The following is a 16,535-nucleotide window of genomic DNA, read 5'->3' as shown; positions in this document are numbered from 1 at the left end:
ACCTCTCGAAGGGAGAGGTTACCAGTAGTTAATCCTCCCGCTAAATGTTCGGCTCAGGCGAAGTGTTAAGGTGTCCCAAACTATTCCCCCGATTGGAGCTCGCCAGATGACCTCCCTGGCCAGGCTGAGCCTCGCCAATCGCAGTCTCGTGATGATGATTGCGCTTGTGCTCGGCGCGTTGGGCGTGTTCGCGATCCCCTCGCTCAAGCAACAGCTCTTCCCGTCGCTGGAGTTCCCGATGGCGTTCGCGGTGGCGAGCTATCCGGGAGCGGCTCCCGAGATCGTGGAGGAGCAGGTCACCAAGCCGCTCGAAAGCGCTTTCCAGGGCCTGCCCGGTGTCACCGACATCACCTCCACGTCCAAGGAGGGCACGGCCCAGGTCCAGGTGGCCTACGACTTCGGCACCGACGTCGACGACATGGTCGGCAAGATGCAGCAGGCCGTGAACCGGGTCAAGGCGCAACTGCCCTCGGACGTCGATCCGCAGATCGTGGCGGGTGGCTTCGACGACATCCCGGTGATGAACATCGCGGTGAGCGGCGACGGGGACCAGCACGGCATGTTCGAGAAGCTCGAACGCATCATGGTGCCGGAGCTTCAGTCGATCACCGGCGTCCGGGACGTCACGGTGAGCGGCGCCCGCGAGAAGCAGGTGATCATCACCGCGCGCCAGGCCGACCTGGCCAAGCGGGGGCTGTCGGCGTCGGCCGTCGCCGACCTGCTGCGGTCCAACGGCGTGGCGATCCCGGCGGGCACGCTCACGGAGGACTCCCGGACCCTCACGGTGCAGACCGGTGACGCGGTCCGTACGGTCGACGACCTCAAGGGCCTCTACCTCGCTCCCGCGTCAGCGGCCTCGTCCGCTACGAGCGCCGCGGGCGGTCAAGGGGCGGGCGGTCAGGCCGCGGGTCAGGCGGGCCGGAGCGCCGCCGGTCAGGGCGCGGCCAAGGGCCTGCCGGGGCAGGCGCCCCGCAAGGCGCCGGCGCCCAAGCCGGTCAAGCTCGGCGACGTGGCGGACATCGAGGTCAAGGACGCCGCGGCGACCACGCTCACCCGCACCAACGGCCGGCCCAGCCTGGGCGTGTCGGTCAGCATGATGCCGGACGGCAACGCCGTGCAGATCTCCCACGACGTGAACGCCAAGCTGCCGGGCCTCACCCGCGCGCTGGGCGACGTGGCGGAGCTGACCGTGGTGTTCGACCAGGCTCCCTACGTCGAGCGGTCCATCGACGACCTCGCCACCGAGGGCCTGCTCGGCCTGGCGTTCGCCGTCGTGGTGATCCTGGTCTTCCTGCTGTCGGTCCGGTCGACCCTGGTGACGGCGGTGTCGATCCCGATGTCGGTGATGATCGCGCTGATCGCGCTGTGGCTGGGCGACTACTCGCTGAACCTGCTGACGCTGGGCGCGCTGACGATCGCCGTGGGCCGGGTGGTCGACGACTCGATCGTCGTGCTGGAGAACATCAAGCGGCACCTGACGTACGGCGAGGAGAAACGGCAGGCGATCCTCACCGCGGTGCGGGAGGTGTCGGGCGCCGTGACGGCCTCGACGCTCACCACGGTGGCGGTGTTCCTGCCGATCGCGTTCGTCGGCGGCCTTGTCGGCCAGCTGTTCACCCCGTTCGCCGTCACGGTGACCGTGGCGCTGCTGGCGTCGCTGCTGGTCGCGCTGACCATCATCCCGGTCCTGGCGTACTGGTTCCTCAAGGCGCCGCGCCTGACGCCGCAGCAGGCGCGGGCCGCACGCGAGGAGGCTGAGCACAAGGAGCTGCGCAGCCCGCTGCAGCGCGCCTACCTGCCGGTGCTGCGGTTCGCGACCAGGCGACGGCTGATCACCCTGCTGATCAGCCTGGCCGTCTTCGCGGGGACCATGGCGCTCGCAGGCAACGTGCGCACGAACTTCCTGGACAACCCCGGCAACGACACCACCCAGGTCAGCCAGCGGATGCCGGTCGGCACCGACCTGGCCACGACCGACGCGGCGGCCAAGAAGATCGAGGACGTCCTGCGGGCCACCGAGGGCGTGAAGTCCTACCAGGTGACCGTCGGCGGCGGCAACCAGTTCTTCAGCGGGGTGGGCGCCAGCTCCGACCGCGCGTCGTACTCGATCAGCCTCAAGGAGGGCACGGACTCCGCCGCGCTGGAGGACAGCTTGCGCGACCGGTTCAAGACCTTGCAGGGCATCGGCGACGTCACGGTCGGCGGAGGCGGCGGCGGCGGGCTCAACTCCAACCAGGTCCAGGTGGTCCTGCAGGGCTCCGACCCCGCCCTGCTGAAGGCGGCGGGCACCACCGTGCGCGACGCGATGGCTCAGGTCGGCGGGCTCCGCGACGTGGCCTCCAACCTGGAGGACAGCGCCCCGAGGGTCGAGGTCCACGTGGACCGCGAGAAGGCGGCGGCCAAGGGCCTGACCGAGGCGGGCGTCGGCCAGCTGGTCGCCCAGGCGTTCCGCGGCGCCCCGATCGGCTCGATCGACATCGACGGCCGCTCCAGCGACGTCGTGCTGCGCGGTGGCGACGCCCCCGAGGACATCGCGGCGATCAAGAAGATCCAGCTGCCCACGGCCGGTGGCCTGATCAAGCTGAGCGACGTCGCCGACGTGGTCAAGGGCGACGGGCCGACGCAGATCACCAGGCAGGACGGCGACCGGACGGCGACCGTGTCCGGCGCGGCCGACGCCTCCAACCTGGGGGCGATCACCGCCAAGGTGACCGAGAAGATGAAGACGCTGACGCTGCCGGCCGGAGTGACCTACAAGCTCGGCGGGGCCAGCTCCGACCAGCAGGAGGCCTTCTCCTCTCTCATCCTGGCCATGCTCCTGGCGATCGCGATCGTCTTCATGATCATGGTGGCGGCGTTCCGCAGCCTGGTGCAGCCGCTGATCCTGCTGGTGTCCATCCCGTTCGCCGCGACCGGCGCGATCGGGCTGCTGCTGGTGACCGGCACCGCGCTGGGCGTGCCGGCGCTGATCGGCATGCTGATGCTCATCGGCATCGTCGTCACCAACGCGATCGTGCTGATCGACCTGATCAACCAGTACCGCGCGCAGGGGCTGGGCATCGTGGAGGCGGTCCTGGAGGGCGGCAGGCGGCGCGTGCGCCCGATCCTGATGACCGCGATCGCCACGATCTGCGCGCTGACGCCGATGGCGCTGGGCGTGACGGGGTCGGGCGGGTTCATCTCCCGGCCGCTGGCGATCGTCGTGATCGGAGGCCTGGTCTCCTCGACGCTGCTCACGCTGGTCCTGGTGCCGACCCTGTACACGATGGTCGAGCGACTCAAGGAACGCATGCGCCGTACGCCCAAGGGCCCGCAGGGCGACGACGAGCAGGAGCTCAAGGTCTACGGCAAGGAGGCCCTCGAGCCGGCCAAGTGACGAAGCCCTCCTGCTCTTGAGAGGCGTGTGACGACGCCTGGTCCCGCTCTCCCCCGGGAGAGGGCGGGACCTCGCGCGTCCGGCGCCGATGAGTCAGGGGCGCCGCGGCCGTCGTACCGTTCGTATCGGCGAGGCGGGACACGCGGAGGGGGACGGCCGGTGAACGAGGACACCGCGACACACCAGACGGAGACCGCGGGGGAGGAGGAGGCGTTCGCCGCGATCGTGGAGCCGCACCGCCGCGAGCTGAGGGTGCACTGCTACCGGATGCTCGGCTCGTTCGACGACGCGGAGGACATGGTGCAGGAGACGTTCCTGCGCGCGTGGAAGGGGCGGGCGGGCTTCGAAGGGCGCTCCACGTTCCGCGCCTGGCTGTACCGGATCGCGACCAACGCCTGCCTGGACGTGCTGGACCGCCGGCCCCAGCGGATGCTGCCGCACGACCTGCGCCCCGCCTCGGATCCGGATCACTTCCTCCCGGCGCGGCCCGACCTGCCGTGGCTGCAGCCGTTCCCCGACCGGCTGCTGGAGCCGACCGCGCCGGGCGAGGCGGAGCCCGACGCCGTCGCCGTCTCCAGGGAGACGATCGAGCTGGCGTTCCTCGCCGCGATCCAGCACCTGCCGCCCCGGCAGCGGGCGGCGCTGATCCTGCGCGACGTGCTCGGCTGGCCGGCGAAGGACACCGCCGCGCTGCTGGAGACCAGCGTGCCCGCCGCCAACAGCGCACTGCAGCGGGCCCGGGCGACGCTGAAGGAGCACCTGCCCACCCGGCGGTCGCAGTGGTCCAGGCCGGGCGACCTCACCGAGGAGGAGCACGCACTGCTCACCAGGTTCGTGAACGCCTATGAACGGGCCGACGCGGCGGCGGTGGCCGAGCTGCTCGCCGAGGACGCCCGCGCCACGATGCCGCCGTACCCGATGTGGTTCCAGGGGCGTGAGGCGATCACGCGGGCCCTGAGCATGAGCTTCGACCCCGCCTCCCCGGGCTACCAGGGGACCTTCCGCATGACGGCCGTCCGGGCCAACCGGCAGCCGGCCGTCGCGTCCTGGGTGCGCGGCCCCGGTGACGACCGCCATCTGGCGTTCGGGATCGCCGTGCTGCGGATCGAGGACGGCGCCGTCACGGAGATCACCGCGTTCGGCCCGGAGCTGTTCCCGGCGTTCGCCCTGCCGCCCTACCTCACGTGACACCTCACCCGACATCTCGCGTCACGGCACCTGCCCGCCGGCTCCGCTTGCGCGTCACGGCACGCGATCTCACGGCCTGAGGCCGAGCCGGGGACGGACGGCGTGCGCGGGGTCAATAGACTGGGCCGACGTGAGTGCCAAGCCGCGTATCCCGAATGTCCTGGCCGCCCGCTACGCCTCCGCGGAGCTGGCCCGCCTGTGGTCCCCCGAGCACAAGGTGGTGCTGGAGCGAAGGCTCTGGCTGGCCGTGCTGAAGGCGCAGGCCGACCTCGGGATCGACGTGCCGGAGCAGGCGGTCGCCGATTACGAGAAGGTGGCCGAGCAGGTCGACCTGGCCTCCATCGCCGAGCGGGAGCGGGTCAGCCGCCACGACGTGAAGGCCAGGATCGAGGAGTTCAACGCCCTGGCGGGGCACGAGCAGGTCCACAAGGGCATGACCTCCCGCGACCTCACCGAGAACGTCGAGCAGCTCCAGATCCGCGACAGCCTGCTGCTGGTCCGCGGCCGGGTCGTGGCGCTGCTCGCCCGGCTCGCCCGCCTGGCCGCCGAGCACTCCGCGACCGTCATGGCCGGGCGGTCCCACAACGTCGCCGCCCAGGCCACCACCCTGGGCAAGCGCTTCGCGACCGCCGCCGACGAACTGCTCACGGCGTACGAGCGGCTGGACGGCCTGATCGAGCGATACCCGCTGCGCGGGGTCAAGGGCCCGGTCGGCACCGCTCAGGACATGCTCGACCTGCTCGGCTCCGCCGACCGGCTGGCCGACCTGGAGGACCGGGTCGCCGCCCATCTCGGCTTCGCCCGGCGGTTCACCAGCGTCGGCCAGGTGTACCCGCGCTCCCTCGACTACGACGTGCTCACCACGCTGGTGCAGCTCGCCGCCGCGCCGTCCTCCCTGGCCAAGACGATCAGGCTGATGGCCGGCCACGAGCTGGTCACCGAGGGCTTCAAGGAGGGCCAGGTCGGGTCGTCGGCGATGCCGCACAAGATGAACACCCGCTCCTGCGAGCGGGTCAACGGCCTCACGGTCATCCTGCGCGGATACGCCTCGATGGCCGGCGAGCTCGCGGGCGACCAGTGGAACGAGGGCGACGTGTCCTGCTCGGTCGTCCGCCGGGTCGCCCTGCCCGACGCGTTCTTCGCCTTCGACGGCCTGGCCGAGACCATGCTGACCGTCCTCGACGAGTTCGGCGCGTTCCCCGCCGTCATCGAGGCCGAGCTCGACCGCTATCTGCCGTTCCTCGCGACGACCAAGATGCTGATGGCCGCCGTACGGGCCGGGGTCGGCCGGGAGACCGCGCACGAGGTCATCAAGGAGCACGCGGTCGCCTCCGCCCTCGCCATGCGGTCGCGGGGCGCGGCCAACGAGCTGCTCGACCGGCTCACCGCCGACGACCGGTTCCCTCTCGGCCGCGCCGAGCTGGACGCCTTGCTCGCCGACCGGGTCTCCTTCACCGGAGCCGCGGCCGGTCAGGTGGCGGCGCTGGTGGAGCGGATCGGGGAGATCACCGCACGCCACCCCGGCGACGCGGCGTACACCCCCGGTGCCATCCTCTGACCAATGCGTGAGCTGACCGGAGCCGGCGAGGTCGCCGACGCCTGTGGTGACGACGACCTCGTCGTGTGGGCCGCCCAGGGGATGCGGCCCGGCGTACGCGCCTGGGCGTACGGCGACGCCGTCGCCGTGGCGAGCCCGCAGGCCTCCCGCCGTGACCGGCTCGCCGTGCGAGGCCCCCTCCACCGGGTCGTCCCTCTTGTACGGCACGCCCTGGCCGAGGCGGGGCCCTCCTACCGGCCGTTCGGCGACGCCCCGCTGATCCGGGAGCTGGCCGACGGTATTGCCGGGCTACGCCTTTCCGGCGGGTTCTCGTGGATGGTCACCACGACGCTCACGAGGCCGGTGCCGCCGGATCCTGTGTGGCCGGATCCTGTGTGGCTGGACCCGGACGACGACCCGGAGGTCACCGACCTGCTCAAGGAGGCCAACCCCGGCTCCTACGCCATGCCCGGCATCCCGAGGGTGCGCCGGTGGGCCGGGATCCGGCACCCCCGCGGCCCCCTCCTGACGGTCGCGGCCGACGCCTGGCCGGCGCCCACCGTGGGCCTGCTGGCCGGGGTCGCCACGGCCCCGCAGTCCCGGGGACAGGGGCTGGGGGAGCGGATCTGCCGTTTCGTCGCGGCGGCCCTGCTGGCCGAGCACGGCCGCGTGGCGCTCATGGTCGACGACTGGAACGGGCCCGCCATCGGCGTGTACGAGCGGCTCGGCTTCGCCCGCCGTCTCGTCGCCGCCGCCGAGGTCGCGGACCCGGGTCCTGCTCAGCGGCCGTAGTCCAGGAACAGCGTGCCGTTCTTGCCCCGTTCGAGGTCGAGCAGCTTCCACGACTGGACGTCGTCGCCCTCGAAAACCCGTCTGCCGTGCCCGGCGACCGCCGGTGCGACGACCAGCCGCAGCTCGTCGACCAGCCCGGCCTGCAGCAGCGAACGCGCCAGTTCGATACTGCCGTGGATGCCGATGTCACCGCCGGATCCCTGCTTCAAGGCGGTCACGTAGTCACGCAACGGGGAGGTGACCAGGGTGGAGTTCGCCCATTCCCGGGTGGGCGCGCTGGAGGTGACGATGTGCTTGCGGGTGCCGTTGATGAAGTCGGCGAAGGGCTGGAAGTCCGACGTGGGCCAATAGCCGGCCCAGTAGTCGTAGGTCCCGCGGCCCAGCAGGACGTCGTCCTGGGTGGTGATTACGCGGCGGAGGTAGTCGACGAGCTGAGGACCGTCGTCGTCGGCCAGCCAGTCGCCGTCCTCGTAGGCGACCCCGTCCAGCGACATCAGATGGTAGAGCACGACCTTGCGCATGTGGTTCCCCTAGTGGTTGATCGCATATGTGCCGTGCGACCCATGGTGCGGCTGGGCCGCAGGTCTGTGCGATACATTCGGCCGCAGCCGAATCCAAAGGGGCCCCGGCATGCTCACGCTGGCGTTCTCCGCCTACGACCTGTCCTTCCTCAGGTTCGCCTTCTCCCCGCTGCGGGAGGTCGTCACCAGCGTCCACACTCTGCGCACACCCGCCGGGCGCGCCCTGCATCTGCCCTGGTTGAAGCAGGTACGTCCGCTGCTCGGCAGCGAGCTCGGGCCGCTGCTCGACCTCATCACCGGCGGTGGCTACATCCCCGACTTCCTCTGCCCCGTCCCCACCGGCCCGACTCCGGACCTCGTGGGCGAACTGGCGGTGTTGCGCGCCACCCCCCACGAGGTCATCCGCGCCGACCTCGACCGCATGGCGAGTGAGCTCGGCCCGCTGACCGGCTGGGCCGCGGAGCTGCGCCAGGATCCGGCCGCGGGCCTCGAACGGCTGGCGCGGGCCATCGAGACCTACTGGCAGCTCGCCATCGCCCCGCACTGGCCACGCATGCGCAGCCTCCTCGAAGGCGACCTGCTGTATCGCACCAGGCGATACGCCGAACACGGCCCCGCCGGGGTGTTCGCGGACATGCATTCGTCCATGCGCTGGGAAGGCCGCAGCCTGCACCTGGAACAGCGTCCGGAGGAGATGTCCCGGGAGCTGGCCGGCGAGGGGCTGCTGCTGGCCGCGTCCGTCTTCGTCTGGCCCGGCGTCTTCTATCGCACCGACTCACCCGGGCAGCCGATCATCACTTATCCGGTGCGCGCCATCGCCACCCTGTGGGAACGCGCCACGACGCCCACCCCCGACGCGCTGGCCGCCGTCATCGGCCGCTCCCGCGCCCTGCTGCTGGCCGAGCTGGACACGCCGGCCTCCACCACGGATCTGTCCCGCCGTACCGGCCTGTCGGCCGCCAACGTCTCCGAGCAGCTCACCCTGCTGCTGTCGGCGGGCCTGGTCACCAAGCACCGCGTCGGCCGGGCCGTGCTCTACGTCCGGACGCCGCGCGCCCAGGCTCTGCTGGACGGCTGATGCGGCGCTAGCCGGTTCATCACCCCCGACTGCCCGTCCTCGGCGTTCCCACGACCGTGCTCGGCATCGGCCTGCTTCGCCGCGGACACCATGTGCCGTGCCGAAGTCAGGCCGTGACGCGAGGGCTCTGCGGCGCTCAGGCGGCTCGCGAGGGCCCGGCCGGGTCCCGCAGGGCGTGGAGCACGGCGGGAAGGCCGGTGAGCGTGGTGATCCTCGGGACGGAGGCGGGCGCGGGCTCGGCCCGGTAGCGGTCGAGCCAGACGCCGTGCATCCCGACCATCGTCGGGCCGACCGCGTCGAGCAGCAGGTTGTCGCCGACGAGCAGCACCTCCTCCGGGCGGAGGCCCAGCTTGGCCGCGGCCTCCAGGTAGCACTCCGCGGCGGGCTTGAAGTTGCCGCCCAGCGCGTCCGGCGTGAGGACCACCTCCATGCGGTCCATCAGGCCGATCCGGCGGAGCTTGGCCTCCTGCTGGACGGGCACTCCGTTGGTCAGCACCCCCAGCGTCAGACCGCGGCCCTCCAGGGCGTCCAGCATCGGCGCCGCGTCGGGGAAGGCCGCCCAGGCGTCCTCGTAGTGCCGCAGGAATTCGGCGTAGGCGGCGTCCAGGTCGGACGGCACGGGCAGGCCGAGCCGTCCGCAGAACTCCCGCAGCCTCCTGCGCCGCTGCTCGGCGAACGAGCACTCGCCGGCGTGCCAGGCCGGAAGGTGCTTGTCCTCCAGGTCCAGCCACAAGGCGGGCGTCTCCATGAGGAGCTCATGGACGGGGGAGACCGATTCGGTCCAGCGTGTCGCGGCGTACGCGACCGCCCGGCGATGATCGAAAAGGGTCTCGTCGAGGTCGAACAAAATGGCCCTGATCACGGGTACTCATCCTTGTGAGGACGTGTTTCCGATGCGTTTCCTCCGGATGAAACCCTGACCGATTTCCCACGGAACCCTGACAGGTAGGAAAAATCCTACGTATAGTGGTGTCGTGACCATGACCCGCACACCCCTTCCGCGGCGTCGCCACCACCACGGTGGGCTGAGGCCATGGCGGTGATCGACCCACCCGAGGACCGAATCTTCGCCGCGCTCGCCAGCCCCGTCCGGCGAGAGGTGCTGCGCCTGCTCCGCGAGGAGGGCGCGCAGCCCGTCCTGGGGCTCGCCGGACGCTTCGACATGGCCCGGCCGAGCTTCTCCGAACACCTGCGCGTGCTCAGGGAAGCCGGTCTCGTCAGCGAGCGCAAAGTGGGCCGGCAGCGGCTCTACCAGCTCGAAGCCGGCCCGCTCACCCACCTGCGCGAGTGGCTCACGCCGTACGAGCGGTTCTGGCGCGAGAAGCTGACCGGCCTGCGCGACCTGCTCGACGACATGGGCGACACCCTCGACACCGACAGGGAGAACACATGATCCACGACGACGATCCGACCGCCCTCCACCTCGACCAGTTCCTGGCCCACCCACCGGCCCGCGTGTGGAGGGCCCTCACCGACCCCGACCTGCTCGCCCAGTGGCTCATGCCCGGTGACTTCCGGCCCGAGGTCGGCCACCGCTACACCATGCGCGGCACACCCCGCCCCGGCACCGGCTTCTCCGGCGTCACTCAGGCCGAGGTCCTGGCGGTCGAGCCCGAGCGGATGCTGCGTCTCGGCTGGCGCGACGCCGACCCCGGCAGCCCCAGCGCCGCGGACTGGACGATCACCTGGACGCTGCAGCCGGAGGGGAAGGGTACCCGCCTGTTCCTGGCCCATGAGGGCTTCGACCCCCGTAGCGACCTCCAGCGCCGCTCCCACTCGATCATGGGGGAGGGGTGGCGGCTCATGCTGACCGCTCGGCTGCCCGCCCTTCTCGACTCCCTGGGCTCCCCGGTCACTTCCTGACCACCGCATCCTGACCCGCGCGGCGTACTGACCACGGTGTCGTCGCGCCGTACGCCCGCCCGGCTCCGGCAGGCGTACGGCGCGGGCCGGGGCGGGGGAGCACCCACCCTCACTCAGCGGCGGGAGGCCGCTCCGCCGGCAGGGGAGTGGCGCCGTCCTCACCCCGCAGCAACGGATGCGACCTCATCGCCACCTCCAGCTCACCGGGCAACTCGTCCCGGTAGCGGCCAAGCGTCGACAGGTCGCTGTGCCCGAGAACCCGCCGCACCGCGTCCATGTCCGTCCCGTCCGCCAGCAGATGGGTCGCCGTCGTGTGCCGCAGCCCGTGCGGCGTCACCGCCCGCCGCCGCCCCGGCTCCACCCGCCGCTGCATCCGGTCGATCACCCCCTGCACGTCGCCGCGGGCCAGCCGCCTGCCCCGCCACGACAGCAGCAACGCCTTCTCCTCCGGCTCGCCGGCCTTCCGCGCGACACCCGCCCGGACCGGCAGATAGGCGTCGAACGCCGCGGCGACGTCCCGGGGGAGCGGGACGTCCCTGGTCCGCCCGCCCTTGCCGAAGATCCGCCAGTACCGCATGCCGTCGTTGGTGTAGAAGTCCTCCACATTGGCCCTCACCAGCTCGGACACCCTCGGCCCCAGCGTCGTCAGCAGCAGCACGACCAGCGCGTCACGCACCTCGGTCCGCTGGTCCCTGCGCCCCGGCCCCGGCTCGGGAGCCGCCGGCTCCGCGTCGCCGGCGGGGGAGCGGGCCGCCCGGATCAACCCCTCCGCCTGCTCCTTGGTCAGCGCGCGCCGCTCCGGCCGCAGGCCGCCGCGTTCGCGCGCCGTCACCGACGAGGCCGTCATCGGATTCAGGTGCACCCAGCCCGCCGACGCCGCGTGCTTGAACAACGTCGACAGCGACCGGCGGAACCTCGCCTGCGACGCCGCGCTCTGCGTGCCCTCACCCGGCCGCCGCCCGTTTCCTCCGGCGTTCCCGGCACCCGGTTTGCGGCGCTCGTCGGGCTTGCGGGCGAACGCCAGCAGCACCGCGTCGACGTCCTCACCGGTCAGGTCGTCGAGGACGCGGCCCGGCCCGGCCAGCCGTACGAATGTGGCGACGTCGCGGGCGTACACCTCGGCGGTGCCGGGGGACAGGCCACCGGTCAGCGTCTTGGCACGGACCAGCTCCACATACCGATCCGCCGCCTCTTCCACCGTCAGCCGGTTCACCTCTGCGGGCAGCATGATCGACACCGTACCGACCCGCACCGACATTAACGGGGCCGAGCATCTGAGCGATCGGCCGCTCCGCTCAGAGGACCTTGACGAACGTCTCCGCTTCCGCCTGGCCCATCCCCGTCTCGCCGCGCACCAGGAGAACCGCCTGCTCGGTACGGCCGGCCGCCTTGAGCTCCCGCACCCGCGTGGCCAGATCCGGCTGGCCGGGAGCTGTCGCAACCGTGGGCAGGGCGTGCCCGGCGGCGAGCGTGTCCGCCAGCGCCTTGGCCTCCCTCAGCCCGAGCCCCGTCTGTTCCCGGATCTCCTTGACGGCCTCCACCACGCGACCCTCCTGGTACAGCTCACGCACCCGGTGCTGCAGCTCTGCCGAGACCGGTGGCAGCATTCCCGGGCTGCGCCACGCGATCGGGCCCCGCGCCCCGGCCCGGATGGCGATCATGCCGATGCCCAGCACGACGACTAAGCCGACGATGGCCAGGATGAGGATCTCGGCGGGTCCCATGTTCGGCATGTGGTGATCGTACGGCGTCGGCCGCCTCCCGCCTATGGCCGGACGTGGCCGCCGGAGCTTTGATCGGGGCACTCGGGAAAGACCATCCCATACCAGACAGAATGCCCTTTCTGTCTGGTATGGGATATAGGTGATGGTCAGCTGTAGGAGACCGACTGCGCGCTGCAGTTGGTGACCCATGGGCCGGGGTAGACGGGACCGGTGGTGCAGCCCCAGGTCGCGGTCACGGTGGTCGTTCCCGCGGGGATGGAGACGCTGCCGTTGGAACCGTAGAGGTCGTACTGGTGACCGCCGCTGCACAGGGCGGAGACGCCGACGGAGGTGGCCCCGCTGGGCAGCGTCTGCGTGAACGTGAACGTGTGCCCGGCCGGGTTCGCGACCGGGCTGGACACCGCCGTGGAGGTCGGGGGCGACGAGGTGAAGACCGACAGGCTGGAGGGGTACCAGTCGGAGGTGTCCCCGGAGTAGTTGACGTTGAAGCAGTCCACCGTGGCCCGCAGTACGACGGTGGACGCCGTGGCGGGCGCCGGCGTGGCCACCAGGCTCAGCATGCCGGTCGTGACAAGCGCCGAGCCGAGCGTCAGTGCCCGCCGGGCCGACTTCGCAGCAAACATGGGGGTCCCTTCTCCGTCTGTGAACCAGCCACCGCGAATCCAGCATCTTCGCGAGCGGCGGTCAATCACGGCGGTTTTCCGGGGAGCCCGAAAAACCTCCCGGACGGAGGCGGGAAATCCACAGCCGGAAGGAGGCCGGAACCGGCACCCGAGCTCATGATCCGCGGCCGTCGTCCGGCGGTCCTGCGGTGACCACCGAACCGCCGGCCGGATCATCCGGAAGCCGTCGGCGGGGAAAGGACCGGTCGGCGCATCCGGCCGGACCGCGGCCTGCCTGAAAGATTCACCGGCCGGACAGGGCGTTCCGGAGCCCCTTCCACCCTTGTCGTCATTGCTTGATAATGAACATTATGTCAAGTTGGGCGGAGCGGGGCTCCCCCCGCGAGGCGCCGGCTTCCTCTCGTGCCGGCACCTCGCGTGGCGCTTCAGACCCGGGTCAGAGGCTGGGTGTCGGCGAGGTCCACCGGGCGGCGTCCTGTGTGAGGGTCCGCCGCAGCGGGCTCCGCCCGGCCGCACGCGCCGGCGACGAGCGTGTCGCCCTTCTGGACGCGTACGCAGTCGCCTGACGCGGTGCGTGCCAGGCATGAGTCCTCCATGGCGGTCTCCTCCAGGACGGGCACTCCCCGATACAGCAGGCGGACCATTCGGACCGGCCCCTGCTCGCCGGCGCACTCGTCGTCCCGGCCGCCGCAGCAGCCCTTCTTCTGCTCGTTCACTGTGAGCGTCTCCCCCGCGTCGTTCCTGATCGTCCCCCATGAGGTTACGGAGAGTGATGAGATGCCCGCCACTCGTAACGGGACAATCAGGGGTAAAGCTCGTCCGGCCGGCCACTCCCCCAGTTTTGAGGTCAGGCGGCGGTGCGTTCGTCGACGGGCCGGCGACGCAGGCGGGCGTGCTCGATGGCGGGCGGGTTGTAGGCCATGTCGAGCGTGCCGATGTCGGTGCCTGGCGGCACGATCTCGTCGATCCGGTCGAGGACCTCGTCGGTGAGCGTGACGTCGAGGCCGGCGAGGAGGTCGTCGAGGTGCTCCATGGTGCGCGGCCCGATGATGGCGGACGTGACGCCGGGGTGGGCGATGGCGAAGGCCATGGCCAGGTGGGTCAGCGGGATCCCGGCGTCCTGGGCGAGCGGGATGAGCTGCTCGACGGCGTCCAGGCGGCGCTCGTCGCTCAGGTGCCGGAAGCCGAACCGGGACCGGTGTGTGGTGTTCTGCTGGTTCTTGCGGTAGCGGCCGGTGAGCAGGCCGCCGGCGAGCGGGCTCCAGACCAGGGCGCCCATGCCGTACTCCTGGACGACGGGGAGGACCTCGCGCTCGATGCCGCGGGTGAGGATCGAGTACGGAGGCTGCTCGGTGCGCAGCCGGGTCAGGCCGCGCCGCTCGGCGACCCAGTGGGACCGGACGATGTCCGAGGCGGGCAGGGAGGAGGTGCCGACGGCCCGGACCTTGCCGGCGCGCACGAGGTCGGTGAGCGCCGAGAGGGTCTCCTCGATGTCGGTGTCGGGGTCGGGCTGGTGGATCTGGAACAGGTCGACGTAGTCGGTGCCCAGGCGGCGCAGCGAGCCGTCCAGGGCGCGGATCAGCCAGCCGCGTGAGGCGCCGGACCGGTTGGGAAGGGCTGGGGTGGCGCCCCGGGGGTTGTAGTCCACGGGGAACCGGGCCTTGGTGGCGAGCACGACGTCCTCGCGGCGGCCTTTGAGGGCCTTGCCCACGATCTGTTCGGACTCGCCGTGGGAGTACATGTCGGCGGTGTCGATGAAGTTGATCCCCGCGTCCAGGGCCCTGTGGATGATCTTGATTGAGTCGTCGTGGTCGGGGTTGCCGACCGCCCCGAACATCATGGCGCCGAGCGCGTAGGGGCTGACCTTGATGCCGGTCCGGCCGAGGGTGCGGTACCGCATGTGTCTTCTCCTGAGGTCGCGGTCGAGGTGGGCGGCTCGCGTGCCGTACTCTGGACCGAAGTGGAACGTCTTTCCAGAACTATACGGAAAGCCTTTCCGGTTATGCAAGCGAAGGAGTGTCGTGACGGACAACACGGCGCCGGCCGGAGCCGGTTCGAACGGCTCCGCGGGCCCGGGCGCGTTGGAACGAGCGCCGCGTCGGCTCCGCGCCGACGCGCAACGCAACATCGACTCCCTGCTGGAGGCGGCGAAGGCCGTCTTCGGCACGTCTGGTGTGGACGCCCCCGCGAAAGAGATCGCAGATCTGGCGGGGGTCGGAGTGGGAACGCTGTACCGGCACTTCCCGCAGCGCTCGGATCTGGTCAAGGCCGTGTTCCAGCGTGAGGTGGACGCCTGCGCCGACGCGGCTCCGGAGCTGACCGCGGCGCACGGGCCGGGAGTGGCGCTCGCGAAGTGGCTCCACCGGTACACCGAGTTCCTCGCGACCAAACGGGGGCTCGCCGCGGCCCTTCACTCGGGCGATCCGGCGTTCGACGCGCTGCCCGGCTATTTCATGGGGCGGCTCGGGCCCACTCTCGGATCACTGCTCGAAGCGGCGGCGGCCAGCGGCGAGATTCGTGCCGACGTCAGCGCCGAGGATCTCCTGTACGCCGTCGCCAACCTGTGCATGCCGGTGGCGGAGGAGGGAGTCGCGTACAGCCGGCGCATGGTCGGGCTCCTCGTCGACGGCCTGCGCTACGGCGCCGACGCGAGCCGGTCCCGCTCCTGAACGGGGTCTCCGGATCGGACAGAGGGCCTTGACGGCTCAGGCCCCCGTCCGCGGGCGTACGCGGTGGGCGGGGGCCTGGGTGTGGCGGTTCAGGCGGTGCCGGAGGTCGGGGTGCCGTCGGTCGGGGCGTCGGTCTCCGGGACGCACATCGTGATGCCGGCGGGCACGACCTTGATCGTGATGCTCTTGGTCCGCTCCCGCGCTCCCCCGTCGAGTTCGTACGCCATGGGGTTCTGCAGCTTGACGGAGACCTTCCTGGCCCGGGTGATCCGTACGAAGGGGGACTTCTCGGCGTTGCCCGCGCTCATGCGGCCGAGGGTGCGGGCCCACTGGATGGGGCCTTCGGCGGTGGAGATGCCGACCTCGAGCCAGCCGTCGTCGTAGCGGGCGCCTTCGAAGACGTCGATGCCGCCGGTGACGGTGCCGACGTTGCCGACCAGCACGCAGCTGGCGTCGCCCTCGAACCAGTCGTTGCCGTCGATCTTCACCTTCATCGGCGAGACGGCGCCGCCGACGTGCTTGAGGCCGGTCCAGATGTAGGACAGGCGGCCGAGGCGGTCCTTCAGCCCGCGGTCGGCGTCGGCGATCATCTCGGCGTCGAAGCCCACGCCGGCCATGACGGCGAAGTGCTCGCCGTTGATCTTGCCGAGGTCCAGCTTGACGCGGCGGCCCTCGAAGCCGATGCGCACGGCCTCGGGCAGGTCTTCGGGGATGCCGAGGTTGCGGGCCAGCAGGTTGGCCGTCCCGGCGGGGATGATCGCCACGGTGGCGTCGGTTCCGGCGAGGGCGTCGACGCAGCGTTGCACGGAGCCGTCGCCGCCCCAGACGAAGATGAGGTCGGCCCCCTTCTTGAGCGCCTCGCGCGCCTTCTTGGGGGCCTTCTTGCTCTTGGGGACCTCGTACCACAGCAGGTCTTCGACGCCCTGGCCGGCGATCACTTTGCGGAGCTCGTCGAGGCCTCCGCCGAGAGTCTTCTTGCGATGCGCGATGACCGCGACCCGTTGTGCCTTGGCGCCGGCCGGGGTGGCGTCCGGCGCCTGGGGCACGGGGTCGCTCCCCTGCCCGGCCGCGGCGTCCGTCTGGTCGCCGGTCGGGTGGTCCGCGGCGCCGGTCTGTCGATCAGCCGATTTCACCATGCGGCTGCGGCTACCCAATCGGAGGCCG

General features: G+C 71.2%; 16 protein-coding genes. 8 read left to right on the top strand and 8 right to left on the bottom strand.

What is annotated here, in order from left to right:
* Nucleotides 1–106: 106 nt before the first annotated feature.
* From AB0B72_RS13295 to AB0B72_RS13280, 4 genes are all read left to right on the top strand, one after another.
* The gene (locus AB0B72_RS13295) at nucleotides 107–3,376 is read left to right on the top strand and encodes an efflux RND transporter permease subunit (protein ID WP_367738886.1); all 3,270 of its coding nucleotides are present in this window, start codon (nucleotides 107–109) and stop codon (nucleotides 3,374–3,376) included.
* Between the two features lie 159 nt (nucleotides 3,377–3,535).
* Nucleotides 3,536–4,564, top strand: a complete 1,029-nt coding sequence (locus AB0B72_RS13290) for a sigma-70 family RNA polymerase sigma factor (RefSeq protein WP_367738885.1) — start codon at nucleotides 3,536–3,538, stop codon at nucleotides 4,562–4,564.
* A 130-nt stretch (nucleotides 4,565–4,694) separates the two neighbouring features.
* Entirely contained in the window at nucleotides 4,695–6,122 is a 1,428-nt protein-coding gene (gene purB, locus AB0B72_RS13285) for an adenylosuccinate lyase (protein ID WP_367738884.1), read from the top strand.
* A 3-nt stretch (nucleotides 6,123–6,125) separates the two neighbouring features.
* Nucleotides 6,126–6,893, top strand: coding sequence for a GNAT family N-acetyltransferase (locus tag AB0B72_RS13280; protein ID WP_367738883.1), 768 nt, complete (start codon nucleotides 6,126–6,128; stop codon nucleotides 6,891–6,893).
* Here AB0B72_RS13280 and AB0B72_RS13275 read toward each other — a convergent pair.
* Entirely contained in the window at nucleotides 6,881–7,414 is a 534-nt protein-coding gene (locus AB0B72_RS13275) for a dihydrofolate reductase family protein (protein WP_367738882.1), read from the bottom strand. The genes AB0B72_RS13280 and AB0B72_RS13275 overlap by 13 nt on opposite strands.
* Nucleotides 7,415–7,523: 109 nt before the next feature.
* Between AB0B72_RS13275 and AB0B72_RS13270 the strand changes: the two genes are divergently transcribed.
* On the top strand, nucleotides 7,524–8,492 hold the full coding sequence (locus tag AB0B72_RS13270; RefSeq protein WP_367738881.1) for an ArsR/SmtB family transcription factor: 969 nt from the start codon (nucleotides 7,524–7,526) through the stop codon (nucleotides 8,490–8,492).
* A gap of 136 nt (nucleotides 8,493–8,628) precedes the next feature.
* On the opposite strand, the gene AB0B72_RS13265 is transcribed toward AB0B72_RS13270, so the two are convergent.
* Nucleotides 8,629–9,354, bottom strand: coding sequence for an HAD family hydrolase (locus tag AB0B72_RS13265; protein WP_367738880.1), 726 nt, complete (start codon nucleotides 9,352–9,354; stop codon nucleotides 8,629–8,631).
* 171 nt (nucleotides 9,355–9,525) lie between these two features.
* Here AB0B72_RS13265 and AB0B72_RS13260 point away from each other — a divergent pair, with 171 nt between their 5' ends.
* Nucleotides 9,526–9,885: an ArsR/SmtB family transcription factor gene (locus tag AB0B72_RS13260; protein WP_367738879.1), complete on the top strand. Its 360-nt coding sequence runs from the start codon at nucleotides 9,526–9,528 to the stop codon at nucleotides 9,883–9,885.
* Nucleotides 9,882–10,355 carry an SRPBCC domain-containing protein gene (locus tag AB0B72_RS13255; RefSeq protein ID WP_367738878.1) on the top strand — a complete coding sequence of 158 codons (474 nt, stop codon included), beginning with the start codon at nucleotides 9,882–9,884 and terminating at the stop codon, nucleotides 10,353–10,355. The genes AB0B72_RS13260 and AB0B72_RS13255 overlap by 4 nt, the downstream gene beginning before the upstream one ends.
* Before the next feature lie 109 nt (nucleotides 10,356–10,464).
* Here AB0B72_RS13255 and AB0B72_RS13250 read toward each other — a convergent pair whose 3' ends face one another.
* The 5 genes from AB0B72_RS13250 to AB0B72_RS13230 form a co-directional block, all read right to left on the bottom strand.
* A complete protein-coding gene (locus AB0B72_RS13250) occupies nucleotides 10,465–11,583 on the bottom strand; it encodes a tyrosine-type recombinase/integrase (protein ID WP_367738877.1) in 1,119 nt (372 codons plus the stop codon).
* Between the two features lie 67 nt (nucleotides 11,584–11,650).
* On the bottom strand, nucleotides 11,651–12,088 hold the full coding sequence (locus AB0B72_RS13245) for a 50S ribosomal protein L7/L12 (RefSeq protein WP_367738876.1): 438 nt from the start codon (nucleotides 12,086–12,088) through the stop codon (nucleotides 11,651–11,653).
* Nucleotides 12,089–12,225: 137 nt separating this feature from the next.
* Nucleotides 12,226–12,702 carry a hypothetical protein gene (locus AB0B72_RS13240; RefSeq protein WP_367738875.1) on the bottom strand — a complete coding sequence of 159 codons (477 nt, stop codon included), beginning with the start codon at nucleotides 12,700–12,702 and terminating at the stop codon, nucleotides 12,226–12,228.
* Between the two features lie 425 nt (nucleotides 12,703–13,127).
* A complete protein-coding gene (locus tag AB0B72_RS13235) occupies nucleotides 13,128–13,418 on the bottom strand; it encodes a hypothetical protein (protein ID WP_367738874.1) in 291 nt (96 codons plus the stop codon).
* Between the two features lie 131 nt (nucleotides 13,419–13,549).
* Nucleotides 13,550–14,602, bottom strand: coding sequence for an aldo/keto reductase (locus AB0B72_RS13230; protein WP_367738873.1), 1,053 nt, complete (start codon nucleotides 14,600–14,602; stop codon nucleotides 13,550–13,552).
* 121 nt (nucleotides 14,603–14,723) lie between these two features.
* On the opposite strand from AB0B72_RS13230, the gene AB0B72_RS13225 reads away from it, so the two are divergent.
* Nucleotides 14,724–15,371: a TetR/AcrR family transcriptional regulator gene (locus AB0B72_RS13225; protein ID WP_367738872.1), complete on the top strand. Its 648-nt coding sequence runs from the start codon at nucleotides 14,724–14,726 to the stop codon at nucleotides 15,369–15,371.
* Between the two features lie 89 nt (nucleotides 15,372–15,460).
* On the opposite strand, the gene AB0B72_RS13220 is transcribed toward AB0B72_RS13225, so the two are convergent.
* On the bottom strand, nucleotides 15,461–16,507 hold the full coding sequence (locus AB0B72_RS13220) for a diacylglycerol kinase family protein (RefSeq protein ID WP_367738871.1): 1,047 nt from the start codon (nucleotides 16,505–16,507) through the stop codon (nucleotides 15,461–15,463).
* Nucleotides 16,508–16,535 lie beyond the last annotated feature (28 nt).

It is taken from the genome of Microbispora sp. NPDC049125 (assembly GCF_040802045.1).
GTDB lineage: Bacteria > Actinomycetota > Actinomycetes > Streptosporangiales > Streptosporangiaceae > Microbispora.
The sequence above is the reverse complement of the archived record's forward strand: the minus strand, read 5'-3'. Positions and strand labels throughout refer to the sequence as shown.

Coding starts and splice junctions, on each gene's coding strand:
- AB0B72_RS13240 (WP_367738875.1), bottom strand. CDS start 12,702: ATGTTTGCTGCGAAGTCGGCCCGGCGGGCACTGACGCTCGGCTCGGCG.
- AB0B72_RS13275 (WP_367738882.1), bottom strand. CDS start 7,414: ATGCGCAAGGTCGTGCTCTACCATCTGATGTCGCTGGACGGGGTCGCC.
- AB0B72_RS13250 (WP_367738877.1), bottom strand. CDS start 11,583: ATGCTGCCCGCAGAGGTGAACCGGCTGACGGTGGAAGAGGCGGCGGAT.
- AB0B72_RS13255 (WP_367738878.1), top strand. CDS start 9,882: ATGATCCACGACGACGATCCGACCGCCCTCCACCTCGACCAGTTCCTG.
- AB0B72_RS13220 (WP_367738871.1), bottom strand. CDS start 16,507: ATGGTGAAATCGGCTGATCGACAGACCGGCGCCGCGGACCACCCGACC.
- AB0B72_RS13295 (WP_367738886.1), top strand. CDS start 107: ATGACCTCCCTGGCCAGGCTGAGCCTCGCCAATCGCAGTCTCGTGATG.
- AB0B72_RS13280 (WP_367738883.1), top strand. CDS start 6,126: ATGCGTGAGCTGACCGGAGCCGGCGAGGTCGCCGACGCCTGTGGTGAC.
- AB0B72_RS13245 (WP_367738876.1), bottom strand. CDS start 12,088: ATGCCGAACATGGGACCCGCCGAGATCCTCATCCTGGCCATCGTCGGC.
- AB0B72_RS13260 (WP_367738879.1), top strand. CDS start 9,526: ATGGCGGTGATCGACCCACCCGAGGACCGAATCTTCGCCGCGCTCGCC.
- AB0B72_RS13230 (WP_367738873.1), bottom strand. CDS start 14,602: ATGCGGTACCGCACCCTCGGCCGGACCGGCATCAAGGTCAGCCCCTAC.
- AB0B72_RS13270 (WP_367738881.1), top strand. CDS start 7,524: ATGCTCACGCTGGCGTTCTCCGCCTACGACCTGTCCTTCCTCAGGTTC.